This is a genomic window from Pseudomonas sp. GYB4201, from assembly GCF_056312595.1.
Window position 1 is genome coordinate 225,960 of the sequence record NZ_JBWGIG010000006.1, and the last position, 14,652, is coordinate 240,611.

Sequence of the window (14,652 nt, forward strand, 5' to 3'; positions counted from 1 at the left end):
GATATCGACGTGAACACCTTCGAAACAATTGAACAATCATTCGACGATGTGGAATGGTGCAAGGAATGCAAAGGCTTTGAATTCAAGAGCCGTTACCCACAGTTTCCATGTATCTGTGACGTGCTGGTTGTGCTGCGCAAATCCGATGGCGTGGCCTGTGTGGTGTGCAGCGAGCGCAGTGATAATTACGGCAGGTCCATCTCCCAGGGGGTGATGGACATTCGTGAATTGCTTGTTTCAACACTGAACCTGCAAGCCCCCCTACTGTGGCTTGAACACTACCCCCACGGCACCGTGAACTTCCTGGACAAGTACACGATCAGGCAAGTTTACTTCTATCCGGGCATGGCCGGTCGTAATCATCGTTTGTCATGGTGGGCCGCCGGGGAGCTTTGCGGGCTAGCCCCTGAGCTGTTGGCCAGGGGTTACCATGATGAACTCTGACCCTATACACATGCCCCCTTTGACCGCCAAGCTGGAACTGAACTGGGAGACAGTGGCGACCCGACTGACGATCAAGATAATGGCTCTGTATTTCGATGCAGGGGCTGAAGTAGATCGTGCCATTGACGAATTCGTCATCCGCCACGCACTGCGCGAAGTATTGGTCGACCTGTTATCAACCTCGTTCGTCTCCACTAAAGAAACCTGTTACCCCAACAGCAGGCAACGGATGGACCTCACCATCGGCCCAGCAAACTGCCCCGTGGATTTTGCCATTGAACTTAAAAGTACCAGTGCAAGCGTTAACCTGTTGGTGGAGGATTGGAAGAAAATGCTTCTGTTCAACAGTGGATTTTGTGTTTCGATACTGGCGGGCATAGTTTCAACGCAACGGTTCGATCGACTGAACGACGTACTACAGCGGACCGATGGGAACCTCGGGGGCGGAAATCAAGCTCAGCAGATAGCCGGGGATTTTTTCCTGCTCTCAACTGACACCCTCAAGCGCCCCGCAGATGAGACAAAACAACAAGTTTCCTTCGTGTACATCTGGCACATCGGCAACTCGTCCAATCCATTGCCCAACATTGGCTATCACCTGCTCCCGTCCTGACTCGTATCGCAGGGCGTAGCTGGCCGACTTTGAAATCGACCACAGTCCGACTATCGCCCACCCCTTCACCCACCGCGCTGGCCCCCACCCCGCCGCTTTTGCTTAAATACCCGCCACGGCCCACCGTGGGCCTCCTGTCCAGTATGAGGAAAGCCCCTTGGCCGCGTTACCGCCAAAGAAATCCTGGTTCAAGTCCCGCCTGGGCAACGCCCTGGGTCGCCGCCACCTGGGGCGCGGGGCGCAGATTACCGAGTACTTCCAGCACAAGGCCCAGCAGCAGGGTTATACCCTGAGCCACGGCCAGCAGCAGGTTATCGACAGCATGGCCGAGCGCGTGGAGCCGCTGTTGCAGGAAGACGTGGCGCAGCCGCGCAGCCTGTACCTGTACGGCGCCGTGGGGCGCGGCAAGAGTTGGCTGCTGGATGGTTTCTACCAGGCGTTGCCGATGGCCCATAAACGCCGCCTGCATTTCCATGATTTCTTCGCCCGGCTGCACGAAGGCATGTTCCGCAACCGCGAGCAGGCCAATGCCCTGGAAACCACCCTGGACGAGTTGCTCAGCGACTGCCGGGTGCTGTGTTTCGACGAGTTCCACGTGCACGACATCGGCGACGCCATGCTGCTGACCCGCCTGTTCAAGGCGCTGGATGCGCGCGGCATCTTCCTGATGGTGACGTCCAACTACCCGCCCGAGGGCCTGCTGCCCAACCCGCTGTACCACGAACGCTTCCTGCCGGTGATCCGCCTGATCAACGCGCAGATGCAGGTCATGGAAGTGGGCGGCGCCCAGGACTACCGCGCCCTGCCCAGCGCCGCCAGCGAGCAGCAATTCACCCTGGGGCACTACGTGTGGCCGGGCACTGTGGCCCAGCGCCAGGCGCTGAAGCTGCCGGCCGCCGACCTGCCGCCCTTCCCCCTGGCGGTGGGCAAGCGCCAATTGCGGGCGCGCATGAGCCATGAGCGGACCATTCACTTCACCTTCGATGACATCTGCGAGCAGCCCACCGCAGTGATGGACTACCTGGACCTGAGCGGGCGCTTCGACACCTGGATCATCGACCACCTGCCACTGCTGGACGAGTGTTCGATTGCCGTGCAACAACGCTTCATCAACCTGATCGACGTGCTGTACGATCAGGACAAGCGCCTGATGCTGATCAGCGAGCGGCCGCTGGCGGAAAGCCTCGCCGGCCAGGCCATTGACCTGGCCCGCACACGCAGCCGGCTCGGCCAGCTTCAGGAACACCATCTCCAATAACGTCTTGTAGCCGCTGCCGTCAGGCTGCGCTGGCCGGTGTGAACCGTGGAGATCTTCAGCGGGGCACAGGGCCAGCGCAGCCTTCGGCAGCGGCTACGGGTTGAAGGAAAAACCCATGGCCACCCTGCACCTGCTCTGCGGCAAGATCGCTTCCGGCAAATCCACCCTGGCCACGCGCCTCACCGAGGCGCCCAACACCGTGCGCCTAAGCGAAGACGTGTGGCTGGCCCGGCTGTACAAGGACCAGCTGCACGACGTCAGCGACTACGTGCGCTGCGCCGCTCTGCTGCGCGACGCCGTCGGCCCCCACGTCGAGTCCCTGCTGCGATTGGGCGTTAACGTGGTGCTCGACTTCCCCGCCAACACCCCGGCCAACCGCCTGTGGATGCGCGGCCTGTTCGAGCGCAGCGGCGCCGAGCACCTGCTGCATGTGCTGCAGGTGCCCGACGAGGTGTGCAAGGCGCGCCTGCGCGCACGCAACGCCAGCGGCGAGCACGCGTTCGCCGCCAGCGACGCGCAGTTCGAGCTGATCAGCCGCTACTTCAGCGCCCCCGCGGCCGACGAAGACTTCAACGTGGCGTCAACCACGGCCTAGCACCGCCGCGATCTCCTCCAGGATCAACGGGTCGTCAAGGGTCGGCGGTGGCGCGAACACCTCGCCGTCGGCGATTTTGCGCAACACCGCGCGCAAAATCTTGCCCGACCGGGTCTTGGGCAGCCGCTTGACCACCTGCACTCGGCGCAGGCAGGCCAGCGCGCCGATGTGCTCGCGCACCTGGGCCACCAGCGCTTCCTGCAGGCCGCTGGCGTCGACACCGTCCTTGAGCACCACCAGGGCCATGGGCACCTGGCCCTTGATGTCGTCGTGCACGCCGAACACCGCGCACTCGGCCACCGCCGGGTGCGCCGCCACCAGGTCTTCCATCTCGCCGGTCGACAGGCGGTGCCCGGCCACGTTGATGACGTCATCGGTGCGGCCCATGATGTAGACGAAACCGTCCTCGTCCAGGTAGCCGCCGTCGCCGGTGTGATAGTGCCCGGGATAGGCGCGCAGGTACGCTTGCAGGTAGCGTTCGTGGTCGCGCCACAGGGTCTGGCAGCACCCGGGCGGCAACGGCAGGGCGATGACGATGTCGCCCTGCTGACCCGGCCCGCACTCGCGGCCTGCTTCGTCCATCACCCGCACCGCATAGCCCGGTACCGCGCGGTTGCTGGAACCCGCGCGGGCGCCGGAGCCGTCCAACCGTGCGCAGGGTGCGGTCACCGGCCAGCCGGTCTCGGTCTGCCACCAATGGTCGTGCACCGGCTTGCCGGTGATGGCTTCCAGCCACGCGTGGGTGCTGGAGTCGAGCTTTTCGCCGGCCAGGTACAGGCAGCGCAACGAGCTCAGGTCATGGCGGGCCAGCAGCAGGCCGTGCGGGTCTTCCTTGCGGATCGCGCGCATGGCCGTGGGCGCACAGAACAGCGCATTCACCCGGTACTGCTCGATGATGCGCCAGTAGCTGCCGGCATCCGGGGTGCGGATCGGCTTGCCCTCGTACATCACGCTGGTGCAGCCGGCCATCAGCGGCCCGTAGACAATCAGCGAATGGCCCACCACCCAGCCGACGTCGGAGATGCCCCACCACACGTCTCCCGCCTGCAGGCCGTAGACCTGCTCCAGGGCGAAACGCATGGCCACCGCGTGGCCGCCGTTGTCGCGGACGATGCCCTTGGGCCGGCCCGTGGTGCCGGAGGTGTACATGATGTACAGCGGGTCGCCGCTGGCCAGCTCCACCGGCCCCACCGGTTGGGCGTCCTGCACCTCGCGTTGCCAGTCCAGGTCGCGCCCCGGCACCAGGCTGGCCGCCAGTTGCGGGCGCTGCCACAGCGCCACGCGCACGGGTTGGTGCCGGGCCAGTTCCAGGGCCTTGTCCAGCAGCGGCTTGTAGGGCACCACGCGGTCGAACTCCAGGCCGCAGCTGGCGGTGAGAATCAGCACCGGCCGGGCGTCGTCGATGCGCACCGCCAGCTCGTTGGCAGCGAAGCCGCCGAACACCACCGAGTGCACCGCGCCCAGGCGTGCGCAGGCCAGCATGGCGATCGCGGCCTGGGGAATCATCGGCAGGTACAGGATCACCGTGTCGCCCTTGCCTACCCCCAGGCTGCGCATCCAGCCGGCCAGTTGCGCCACCTCGTCGCGCAGCTGGCGGAAGCTGAAACGCTGCTGGCTGCCGGACACCGGCGAGTCATAGGCCAGCGCGGTCTGCTCGCCACGGCCCTGCTCCACCTGGTAGTCCAGGGCCAGGTAGCTGGTGTTGAGGCGGCCGTCGGCAAACCATTCATGGGTGCCGTCGGGGCGTTCGCGCAGGGTATGCGTGGGGGCTCGGAACCAGGCCACTCGGCGGGCCTGCGCGGCCCAAAAGGCGGCAGGGTCGGCGAGCGACTGTCGATAGGCATGCTGATAGTTCATGAATCCTGTCCTGGATTGTTGTTATGGGACGGGCGAAAGCTGAGTATGGCCGCTATGATGGGCATCGCGAATTTTCCAAGACGAGCCCTATGGATACCCTTGCCCTTCTGAAAGCCGGCAAACTGGCCGGCAGCACCCGCCTGAACCTGGCCTGTGGCCTGACCGAGTTCCCCCGCGAGATCTTCGAACTGGCCGATACGCTTGAGGTGCTCGACCTTACGGGCAACGCCCTGAGCAGCCTGCCCGACGACCTGCACCGGCTGACTCGGTTGAAAATCCTGTTCTGCTCCAACAACCAGTTTACTGAGCTGCCGGCCTGCATTGGGCGGTGTCCAGCCCTGAGCATGGTCGGCTTCAGATCCAACCGCATCGCAAACGTCCCCGTTGCCGCATTAGGACCCAAGCTGCGCTGGCTGATCCTGACCGACAACTGCATCGAGGCGCTGCCGGACGAGATCGGCGACTGCCACTTGATGCAGAAATTCATGCTGGCCGGCAACCGCCTGAGCCAGCTCCCGGCGAGCATGGCCAAGCTGCACAAGCTGGAGCTGCTGCGCCTGTCCGCCAACCGCCTGGCCGCCCTGCCCGACTGGCTGCACAGCCTGCCGAGCCTGGCCTGGCTGGCCTGGGCCGGCAACCCCATGAGCGCCGCGTTCACCACGCCCCACGACGAGGACGGCATCACCGCCGACATCGCCTGGCAACAACTGCAGCTGGAACAGAAACTGGGCGAAGGCGCCTCGGGCATCATCCACCAGGCCCAATGGGGCGACACGCCAGTGGCGGTCAAGCTGTACAAGGGCGACATCACCAGCGACGGCACGCCGCTGAACGAGATGAACGCCTGCATTGCCGCCGGCCTGCACCCCAACCTGATTCGTATCGAAGGCAAACTCAAGGGCCACCCCGAAGGCGTGGCCGGCCTGGTGATGGACCTGATCGGCCCGGCGTTCATCAACCTGGCCGCGCTGCCCAGCCTGGACACCTGCAGCCGCGACGTGTACCCCGAGGGCACGCGGTTCACCCCGCAAACCTTGCTGGCCATGGCCCGCGGCATGGCCTCGGTGGCGGCGCACCTGCACCGGCACGGCATCAACCACGGCGACCTGTACGGGCACAACACCCTGTACAACGCCGAGGGCGACTGTTTGCTGGGGGATTTTGGCGCCGCCTCGTTCTACCCGCAGGACGGCAGCCAGCTGGCCGCGACGCTGCAACGCATCGAGGTGCGGGCGTTCGGGATCTGGCTGGGGGAGTTGATCGAGCGCTGCGAAGGAGTGGACCAGCGCTGGGTGGCGTTGCAGCAGGCGTGCGTGCAGCCCGACGTGCTGGCACGCCCGGACTTCAACGCCGTCACCACGGCATTGGCGTAACCACCACCAACGCGTAGCCGCTGCCGCAGGCTGCACTGGCCGCTGAGTACGCTGGAGATCTCCAGCGTGGACAAGGGCCAGCGCAGCCTTCGGCAGCGGCTACAGGTGCGCAGTTGCGGCGGGGTTGCGGCAGGTTTAGCCGGCCAGGCCCACGTACACGTTCTGCACGTCGTCGTTCTCGTCGATGGCTTCCAGGAACGCCTCGACTTCGGCCATGTGCTCGTCGCTCAGGCCCGACACCGGGTTCTTCGGCATGTAGCCGATTTTCGCCGAGACCACGTTGAAGCCTTGCTCCGGCAGGGCCTTGCACACGGCGTCCAGGTCGGCGAAGTCGGTGACGAACAGGGTCGAACCCTCTTCCTCGCCCGCTTCGAAGTCCTGCGCGCCGGCTTCGATGGCGGCCATTTCCGGGTCAGCGTCGGCGCTGGCCGGGGTGGCTTCGATCATGCCCACGTGGTTGAAGTCCCACGACACCGAGCCTTCGGCGCCCAGGGTGCCCTTGCGGAACAGCACGCGGATCTGCGAGACAGTGCGGTTGACGTTGTCGGTCAGGCACTCGACGATCACCGGCACCTGGTGCGGGGCGAAGCCTTCGTATTTGACCAGGGTGTAGTTGACCGCTTCGCCGCCAATGCCCGCGCCTTTCTTGATGGCACGTTCCAGGGTCTCGCGGGTCATGGAGGCTTTCTTCGCCTGCTCGATGACCAGGCGCAGGCGCGCGTTGGTGTCGGGGTCGGTACCGGCCCGCGCGGCAATCGAAATTTCCTTGGACAGCTTGCCGAAGATACGCCCTTTGGCGTTGGCTGCTGCTTCTCTGTGTTTAGCTTTCCACTGTGCGCCCATTTCAACTCTCTTTCTCTGGCGCCGATACCGGTATCGATCAGCGCATGGCGCCAGTTTATACGCCCTTAAACCGGCAATCGACAAAAAATCCCGGTCAGTCTGCCGAGACCTGACCGGGCAACGTCACCGCGCTTGAACCTTCAGGTGCGCAGGGCCTTGGCCGCCAGCGGCGTCGGCGCGCTGGCCAGGGGCTCCTGGCTGAGCGCCGCCGGGCGGCTGTTCCAGTGCGGCACCAGCACCGCGGCGGCGAACAGCGCGCAGCCGGCAAAGACGATAAACACCGTCACCGTGTCGAAGTAGCCGGGCAACAGCCCGCCCAGCACCGCGCCCACCGAGCCGCAGCCGTTGACGAAACCGGCGGCGGTGGCGCCGGCTTTGGCGGTGCCGAAGTCGATGGCGGCGGCGCCGCTGATCATCGAGTCGGGGCCGTACAGGGTCAGGCCCATCACGAACAGCAGGCTCACCACCAGCAGCACGCTGCCGGTGTGCATGGCGCCCATGAACAGCGCCAGAGTCACGGTCAGCGCCAGCAGGCTGAGCACGCAGGCGGGCATGCGCCGCGCGCCGAACAGCTTGTCCGAGGCCAGGCCGATCATGATCGGCCCCAGCAGCCCGGCCAGCTCGAAGGCCGTCGGCACGATGGCCGCACCGACCTTGCCCACCGACGGCATCTGCTCGAAGACGATCACCGGGCCCCACAGCAGAATCGCGTAGCGCGCCGGCTTGAGCATGAAATACGCAAGGCCCAGGATCAGCACGGTGCGGTTGCGCAGCACCTCGCGCAACGGCGCCCAGACGCTGCTGACGTGGGCAGCGGCCTGGCGCTCGGGCTCCGGTTCCACCGCCGGCAGGCCGACGTCTTCGGGCTTGTTGCGCTGGAAGATGAAGAACAGCAGCGCGACCCCGGCGACCACCACGGCGCAGCTGATGAACGCCGCCTCCCAGTTGCCGAACACGTCATAGGCCCACCAGCCGGCGAACGGCGAAGCCACCAGGCCGCCGAAGGCGTAGCACGAGCTCCACCAGCCCAGCACCTGGCCGCGCTCGCGGGCCGGGAAGAAACTGCCGATGTTCTTGCACAGCCCCGACCAGCCGGTGGACTGCGCCAGGCCCTGCACCAGCATGCAGCTGGCGAACACCGGGAAGGTCGCCCAGGTGCCCATCACCAGGGCCGCGGCGGCGGAAATCAACAAGCCACCGAGCACCACCACCCGTGGCCCGAAGCGGTCGGCGAGCATACCCCAGGTGAACTGGCCTACGGCGTAGGCCGCCAGGTAGATACCGTCGAGGTTGGCCATGGCCATCTTGTCGAGGTGGAAAGTGGGGTCGTCGGCGATGCCGAGCTTGGCCACCGAGAAGGCCTTGCGGGTGAAGTAGAAAGCGGCGTAGGCCAACCAGGTGATGGCGAAAATCTGCATGCGCCAACGCTTGATGGTTGCGATGTGCTGAGTCATGTGAGTCTGACCTCGGGGATGAGTGTGCCGGCAGAATTGAAGAAAAATTGCCTTCGTTCTTATTGTGTTGCGCACTTCAGGGGCGGGCCCGCACCTGGTCAGAGGAGGCGCGTGGGCGCCCCCGGCCCGTTGCGATTTCTGCGTCGGACAATCGGGCTGGACATGATGGAAACAATTCCTTAACCATAAGGGAAATCGATTTATCGTATTTCACACATAAGCCCAGCTTGTAAGGCGCACACCATGGCCGTCTCCAACGCACAACTCAAGGCGTTCCATGCCGTGGCCGTCCACGGCAGCTTCACCCGGGCCGCCGAGCGGCTGTTTTTGACCCAGCCGGCCATCTCCGACCAGGTGCGCAAGCTGGAGGAGCGCTTCGGCGTACTGCTGTTCCACCGCAACAAGCGCTCGGTGCGCCTCACCGACCTGGGCGAACGCCTGCTGGGCATTACCCAGCGCCTGTTCGCCTGCGAGAACGAGGCCCAGGAGCTGCTGCAGGCCTCCCAGGCGCTACAGACCGGCAGCCTGGTGCTGGCGGTGGATGCGCCGGTGCACGTGCTGCCGCAGATCGCACGGTTCTGCCAGCGCTACCCCGGCATCAGCGTCAAGGTCGAGACCGGCAACACCGACGACGCCCTCACCCGCCTGTTCAGCTACCAGGCCGACCTGGCGCTGCTGGGCCGCGACGTGGACGACGAACGCCTGCTGGTCATTCCCCTGCGCGATGCGCCCATGGTGGCGTTCGTGGCACACAGCCATCCCTGGGCCGGGCGCCAGGCCATTCACCTGGCCGACCTCGACGACACGCCGATGGTGCTGCGCGAAACCCGCTCGGTCACCCGCCAGACCCTGGAGGCGGAGATGCACGGCCGTGGCCTGCGGGTGCGCGCGGCCATCCAGGTGGAAGGCCGGGAGGCGGCGCGCGAAGCGGTGGTGGCGGGGATTGGCGTGGGCGTGGTGTCGGCCGCCGAGTTTGGTGCCGACTCGCGGGTGTGCGTGCTGCCGATCCTGGACTGCACCCGGCGCCTGACCGAGAACCTGGTGTGCCTGAAGGAGCAAAGCAACCGCCGAGTAGTAGCGACCTTCCTGGACATCATGCGCGAGAGCCTTTAACCCGCTTTCGTAGCAGCTGCCGAAGGCTGCGTCCTGCGCCATCACGGTGCCAGGGACGCGGCCTGGGGCCGCTGCTACGGGGGTGGGGCCAGGTCCAGGAACGCGCGAATCAGCCGCAGTTCGCGCCGGCGTTCCAGGCAGCCGATCATGTGCCGGTTGACCAGCCCCTCGCCGCGCACCGGCACCGCCACCACCCGCGGGTCGTGGCTGACCTCCACCGACGAGACAATGCCAACCCCCAGCTGCGCCGCCACCGCCTCGGTCACCGCCTCGCGGCTGTCGAGCTCCAGCAGCACCCGCGGCGCCACCCCAACCTCGGCGCACGCCTGGTCAAAGGTGCGGCGGGTGATGGAATGGGGCTCGCGCAGCACCATGATCTGCTCGTGCAACTGCGTAAGGTCGATGGCCTGCCCGGCCCACTCATGCCCCGCCGGCACCAGCGCGCAGATCTGCGACGGGCTCAACGCCTGCAGGTGCAGGCCCTTGCGCGGCTCCACTTCGGTCATCACCGCCACGTCGGCGTGCTCGGCGGTCAGCGCCGCCAGGGTTTCCTGGGCATTGCCCAGGCGCAGGTTGACGGTGATGCCGGGGTACCGCTCGCGCAGGCTGGCCAGCATCGGCATCACCCGGTGCGGGCCATCGGCGGCCACTTCCAGGCGCCCGGTGAGCAACTGGCGGTTGGCCTCCAGCATCGCCTGGGCCTCCTCGGCGAGGCTGAACATGGCGCGGGTGATGGCCGCCAGCTTGGTGCCCTCCTCGGTCAGTTCCACTCGTCGGGCGGTGCGCCGCAACAGCGTCAGCTGGTAGTGCTCCTCCAGCGCCTTGATGTGCCCGGTGACCGCCGGCTGGCTGATGAACAGGCGCTCGGCGGCGCGGGTGAAGCTGCCCTCGCGGGCCACGGCGTCGAAGGCGCGCAGCTGGAAAAGGTTCATTAATCGGCCTGACTTATAGTTGGGATAACAACAAACAATTTGATTGATGCTTCATGGAATTGCAACTTAGGCGCCGTAAGTTCAGCCCACCGCTTGCGAGGAACACCATGAGCACCACTGCCCCGATCCTGCTTACCCCTGGTCCACTGACCACTTCGGCCCGCACCCGTCAGGCAATGATGATGGATTGGGGCTCCTGGGACGCCAGCTTCAACCAGCTCACCGCCAGCGTCTGCGAACAACTGCTGACCATCATCAACGGCGCCGCCAGCCACCACTGCGTACCCCTGCAGGGCAGCGGCACCTTCGCCGTGGAAGCCGCCATCGGCACCCTGGTACCGCGCGACGGCAAGGTACTGGTGCTGATCAACGGCGCCTACGGCCAACGCCTGGCCAAGATCTGCAAGGTACTAGGCCGCGCCTTCAGCACCTTCGAGACCGCCGAGGACGAGCCCACCACCGCCGCTGACGTCGACCGCCTGCTGGGCGAAGACCCCAGCATCAGCCACGTGGCGCTGATCCACTGCGAGACCAGCACCGGCATCCTCAACCCGCTGCCGGAGATCGCTCAAGTCGTGGCCGGCCACGGCAAGCGCCTGATCATCGACGCCATGAGCAGCTTCGGCGCGTTGCCGATCGACGCCGCCAAGGTGCCGTTCGACGCCCTGATCGCCGCCTCCGGCAAGTGCCTGGAAGGCGTGCCGGGCATGGGCTTCGTGTTCGCCAACAAGGCCGCGCTGGCCCAGGCCGAGGGCAACTGCCACTCGCTGGCCATGGACCTCCACGACCAGTATCAGTACATGGCCAAGACCGGCCAATGGCGCTTCACCCCGCCCACCCACGTGGTCGCGGCGCTGCACGAAGCCCTGCTGCAATACAACGAAGAAGGCGGCCTGGCCGCGCGCCACGCCCGCTACGCCGACAACTGCCAGGCGCTCCTGGACGGCATGGCCGCCATTGGCCTGCGCAGCTTCCTGCCGGCGGCCATCCAGGCGCCGATCATCGTTACCTTCCACGCCCCGCAAGACCCGCGTTACCAGTTCAAGGAGTTCTACGAGCGCGTCAAGGCCAAGGGTTTCATCCTCTACCCGGGCAAGCTGACCCAGGTCGAAACCTTCCGCGTCGGCTGCATCGGCTGCGTGGACCGCAGCGGCATGCAGGCCGCCGTGGACGCCGTGGCCCAGGTGCTGCGCGAAATGGAAGTGCTGGATATCTGACCTCTCTCCCTCTATTTGAAGCATTGATCAGGACGTACCCATGAACTACAGCAACCCCAGCAAAACCCAGGCCGTGATCCTCGACTGGGCCGGCACCGTGGTCGACTTCGGCTCGTTCGCCCCTACCCAGATCTTCGTCGAGGCCTTCGGCGAGTTCGACGTGCAAGTGTCCATCGAGGAAGCCCGCGGCCCCATGGGCATGGGCAAGTGGGACCACATCCGCACCCTGTGCAACGTGCCGGCCATCAGCGAGCGCTACGCCAAGGTGTTCGGCCGCGCCCCGACCGACGACGACGTGACCGCCATCTACAACCGCTTCATGCCGCTGCAGATCGAAAAGATCGCCACTCACTCGGCGCTGATCCCCGGCGCGCTGGACACCATCACCGCGCTGCGCAACGACGGCCTGAAGATCGGCTCGTGCTCCGGCTACCCGGCCGTGGTGATGGCGAAGGTGGTGGAACTGGCCAAGCAGAACGGCTACGTCGCCGACCACGTGGTGGCCACCGACGAAGTCCCCAATGGCCGCCCATGGCCGTCCCAGGCCCTGGCCAACGTCATTGCCCTGGGCATCGACGACGTCGCCGCCTGCGTCAAGGTCGACGACACCGTGCCGGGCATTCTCGAAGGCCGTCGCGCCGGCATGTGGACCGTGGCGCTGGTGTGCTCGGGCAACGCCCTGGGCCTGACCTACGAAGGCTACAAGGCACTGGCGCCAGCCACGCTGGACAGCGAGCGCAAGCGCATCCACGCGCTGTTCGAAGGCTCGCGCCCGCACTACCTGATCGACACCATCAACGAGCTGCCGGACGTGATCGCCGACATCAACCGCCGCCTCGCCGCCGGCGAGATGCCGCAAAGCGCGTAATCCTGCACGCCTTGTAGCCGCTGCCGCCAGGCTGCGCTGGCCCTGACGTACGTTGTAGGTCCTCGGTGTGGTCCAGGGCCGGCGCAGCCTGGCGGCAGCGGCTACAGGTCAGGCGTGATACCGCTCCACCCACTTCGCATACGCATCGATGAAGCCCTGCAGGAACGGCTTGCTCTTCTCCGCCAGCGCCCCGCTGTCATCGAACAACGCCCCCGCATTGCCCACGTACGCCTCGGGTTGCTGCATGCACGGCACATCCAGGAACACCAGGGACTGGCGCAGGTGATGGTTGGCGCCAAAGCCGCCAATGGCCCCCGGCGATACGCTGATCACCGCACCCGGCTTGCCTGCCCAGGAACTCTTGCCATACGGCCTTGAGCCTACGTCAATGGCATTTTTCAACGGCGCCGGCACCGAACGGTTGTATTCAGGGGTGACGAACAACACGGCATCCGACGAACCGAGCGCATTGCGAAAGGCCGTATAGGCCGCCGGTGGTGTACCATCGATGTCTTCGTTATAAAGCGGCAAGTCGCCAATTTCGATGATCTTCAATGATAGGCTCGGTGGTGCCAGGGCGATCAAGGCCTGGGCGACCTTGCGGTTGAGGGATGCTTTTCTCAAGCTGCCGACCAGGACGGCGACGGAGTACACCTTGCTCATGACTGCTCCAACATTTCCGGCAAAAGGAGGTGTAGGTATAGATGAGCCTGGCGTGGTTTGCCTCGCGCCGTCCCGGAAGCCGGTTTTTTTTCATCAACGGTAAAACTTCCCAGGTAAAACAGTGGTCTACAGGGCGCAAGTTTCACACGTGGATATATTCAGAGGTTGTAATTCAATGGCTGCAGTACTCGTTGGACAGTTTCATGCGCGGGATGCCGAAGGTCGGATCTACCCGGTGCATGAATTCCAGGAAGCCACCTTGGAGGCGGACGGCAGCAGCGGCTCGGCCCCTAGAACCACTTATCGTCTGGCCATTGGCGACCGCGTCAACCACCTGGGTGACGACCGTTTCGAACTGGTCCAGAGCGGCGTCGAGATCATCCGTATCCCGTGAGCCCTTCCCGCGCCGCTGGCAGTGGTCGCGCAACGCCCGGCATAATGCCCCATCGAGCCGGCCGGCTCCCCTCACCGGGCACGGATTGCACTCATGCGACTACGCCACATTGAAGTGATTCAGGCGCTCATGCACGGTGGCAGCCTCAGCGCTGCCGCCGAGTTGCTGCAACTTCCCCAGGACACCCTCAACGCCACGCTGCAGGACGCCGAGACCCAGAGCGGCCTGTTGCTGTTCGCGCGCGTGCGCGGGCGTTTCCAGCCCACCGCCGAAGCCCTGGCCCTGGCCGCCACCCTCGACCTGCTGGACGCGCCGCTGGAACAGCTGCGCCGCCAGGCCGCCGACCTGCGCCTGCACCAGGAAATGCCCCTGCGGGTGATCTGCACCGAAGCCCTGGCCCACCGCCTGCTGCCGCAGAGCCTGGCCGCCCTGCGCCGGCGCTTCCAGGACACGCCCTGCCAACTGCTCAGCCAGCCCACCACCAGCATCGTCCGCAGCCTGTTGCTGCGCGAAGGTGAACTGGGCCTGAGCCTGCACCCGCCGCACCATCCCGACATCGACTGCACGGCGCTGCTCGAAGGCAAGCTGCAATTGCTGGCGCCCCATGGCTGGCTGTCGCCCAAGCACAAGTACATCGGCATCCAGGAGCTGGCCGGCCAGGCCATGATCGGCCTCGAAGGCCAGGACCCGCTCAGCCTCAGGCTGGACGCCAAGCTCGAAGCCCTGCGCCCGGCGCCCAAGGTGCAGACCCGGGTGCAGAACTACTCGATGATGCGCAGCATGGTCGAGGCCGGCGAAGGCCTGGCGGTGGTGGACCCGTTCACCGCGGCAGGGGCCCGCGAGGCCGGGCTGGACGTGTGCCCGATCTCGCCGGCGGTGCCGGTGACCTTGTACGCGCTGACACTCAAGGGCAGCGAGCCGAGTGCGGCGTTGAGGGCGTTGCTGGAAATCGTCACGCAAAAAGCCCAGGGGATGTTGAACACATGACGCGGCCTGCGGCCGCTGCTACGGGACGGCAGTCCTCGTAG

General features: G+C 65.6%; 15 protein-coding genes. 10 read left to right on the forward strand and 5 right to left on the reverse strand.

Annotated features, from left to right (window positions below):
• Window positions 1-9 precede the first annotated feature (9 nt).
• The 4 genes from AC0Z2B_RS08190 (at window position 10) to AC0Z2B_RS08205 (ending at window position 2,910) form a co-directional block, all read left to right on the forward strand.
• Window positions 10-444 carry a hypothetical protein gene (locus tag AC0Z2B_RS08190; RefSeq protein ID WP_476295864.1) on the forward strand — a complete coding sequence of 145 codons (435 nt, stop codon included), beginning with the start codon at window positions 10-12 and terminating at the stop codon, window positions 442-444.
• A complete protein-coding gene (locus tag AC0Z2B_RS08195; protein WP_476295865.1) occupies window positions 431-1,057 on the forward strand; it encodes a hypothetical protein in 627 nt (208 codons plus the stop codon). The genes AC0Z2B_RS08190 and AC0Z2B_RS08195 overlap by 14 nt, the downstream gene beginning before the upstream one ends.
• A 157-nt stretch (window positions 1,058-1,214) precedes the next feature.
• The gene (zapE, locus tag AC0Z2B_RS08200) at window positions 1,215-2,315 is read left to right on the forward strand and encodes a cell division protein ZapE (RefSeq protein ID WP_476295866.1); all 1,101 of its coding nucleotides are present in this window, start codon (window positions 1,215-1,217) and stop codon (window positions 2,313-2,315) included.
• A 115-nt stretch (window positions 2,316-2,430) separates the two neighbouring features.
• On the forward strand, window positions 2,431-2,910 hold the full coding sequence (locus tag AC0Z2B_RS08205) for a P-loop nucleotide/nucleoside kinase family protein (RefSeq protein ID WP_476295867.1): 480 nt from the start codon (window positions 2,431-2,433) through the stop codon (window positions 2,908-2,910).
• On the opposite strand, the gene AC0Z2B_RS08210 is transcribed toward AC0Z2B_RS08205, so the two are convergent.
• Complete coding sequence (locus AC0Z2B_RS08210) at window positions 2,896-4,767, reverse strand: AMP-binding protein (RefSeq protein ID WP_476295868.1); 1,872 nt, start codon at window positions 4,765-4,767, stop codon at window positions 2,896-2,898. The genes AC0Z2B_RS08205 and AC0Z2B_RS08210 overlap by 15 nt on opposite strands.
• 89 nt (window positions 4,768-4,856) lie before the next feature.
• On the opposite strand from AC0Z2B_RS08210, the gene AC0Z2B_RS08215 reads away from it, so the two are divergent.
• Complete coding sequence (locus tag AC0Z2B_RS08215; RefSeq protein WP_476295869.1) at window positions 4,857-6,140, forward strand: leucine-rich repeat-containing protein kinase family protein; 1,284 nt, start codon at window positions 4,857-4,859, stop codon at window positions 6,138-6,140.
• 135 nt (window positions 6,141-6,275) lie between these two features.
• Here the strand turns inward: AC0Z2B_RS08215 and AC0Z2B_RS08220 are convergent, their stop codons facing one another.
• Both AC0Z2B_RS08220 and AC0Z2B_RS08225 read right to left on the reverse strand, forming a co-directional pair.
• Window positions 6,276-6,983, reverse strand: a complete 708-nt coding sequence (locus AC0Z2B_RS08220; RefSeq protein WP_027978204.1) for a YebC/PmpR family DNA-binding transcriptional regulator — start codon at window positions 6,981-6,983, stop codon at window positions 6,276-6,278.
• Between the two features lie 140 nt (window positions 6,984-7,123).
• Window positions 7,124-8,437: an MFS transporter gene (locus AC0Z2B_RS08225; protein ID WP_476295870.1), complete on the reverse strand. Its 1,314-nt coding sequence runs from the start codon at window positions 8,435-8,437 to the stop codon at window positions 7,124-7,126.
• A 243-nt stretch (window positions 8,438-8,680) separates the two neighbouring features.
• Between AC0Z2B_RS08225 and AC0Z2B_RS08230 the strand changes: the two genes are divergently transcribed.
• A complete protein-coding gene (locus AC0Z2B_RS08230; RefSeq protein WP_476295871.1) occupies window positions 8,681-9,550 on the forward strand; it encodes a LysR substrate-binding domain-containing protein in 870 nt (289 codons plus the stop codon).
• A gap of 74 nt (window positions 9,551-9,624) precedes the next feature.
• On the opposite strand, the gene AC0Z2B_RS08235 is transcribed toward AC0Z2B_RS08230, so the two are convergent.
• Window positions 9,625-10,482 carry a LysR substrate-binding domain-containing protein gene (locus tag AC0Z2B_RS08235; protein ID WP_476295872.1) on the reverse strand — a complete coding sequence of 286 codons (858 nt, stop codon included), beginning with the start codon at window positions 10,480-10,482 and terminating at the stop codon, window positions 9,625-9,627.
• 107 nt (window positions 10,483-10,589) lie between these two features.
• On the opposite strand from AC0Z2B_RS08235, the gene AC0Z2B_RS08240 reads away from it, so the two are divergent.
• Together AC0Z2B_RS08240 and phnX are read left to right on the forward strand one after the other, a co-directional pair.
• The gene (locus tag AC0Z2B_RS08240; protein ID WP_476295873.1) at window positions 10,590-11,699 is read left to right on the forward strand and encodes a 2-aminoethylphosphonate--pyruvate transaminase; all 1,110 of its coding nucleotides are present in this window, start codon (window positions 10,590-10,592) and stop codon (window positions 11,697-11,699) included.
• A gap of 40 nt (window positions 11,700-11,739) precedes the next feature.
• Window positions 11,740-12,567: a phosphonoacetaldehyde hydrolase gene (gene phnX, locus AC0Z2B_RS08245; protein WP_476295874.1), complete on the forward strand. Its 828-nt coding sequence runs from the start codon at window positions 11,740-11,742 to the stop codon at window positions 12,565-12,567.
• A 108-nt stretch (window positions 12,568-12,675) separates the two neighbouring features.
• Here the strand turns inward: phnX and AC0Z2B_RS08250 are convergent, their stop codons facing one another.
• Entirely contained in the window at window positions 12,676-13,230 is a 555-nt protein-coding gene (locus AC0Z2B_RS08250; protein ID WP_473003194.1) for an NAD(P)H-dependent oxidoreductase, read from the reverse strand.
• Between the two features lie 175 nt (window positions 13,231-13,405).
• On the opposite strand from AC0Z2B_RS08250, the gene AC0Z2B_RS08255 reads away from it, so the two are divergent.
• Together AC0Z2B_RS08255 and AC0Z2B_RS08260 are read left to right on the forward strand one after the other, a co-directional pair.
• Window positions 13,406-13,624 (forward strand): hypothetical protein, encoded by a 219-nt coding sequence (locus tag AC0Z2B_RS08255; protein ID WP_416425304.1) that lies wholly within the window; start codon window positions 13,406-13,408, stop codon window positions 13,622-13,624.
• A 93-nt stretch (window positions 13,625-13,717) separates the two neighbouring features.
• Window positions 13,718-14,611: a LysR family transcriptional regulator gene (locus AC0Z2B_RS08260; RefSeq protein ID WP_476295875.1), complete on the forward strand. Its 894-nt coding sequence runs from the start codon at window positions 13,718-13,720 to the stop codon at window positions 14,609-14,611.
• Window positions 14,612-14,652: the final 41 nt, after the last annotated feature.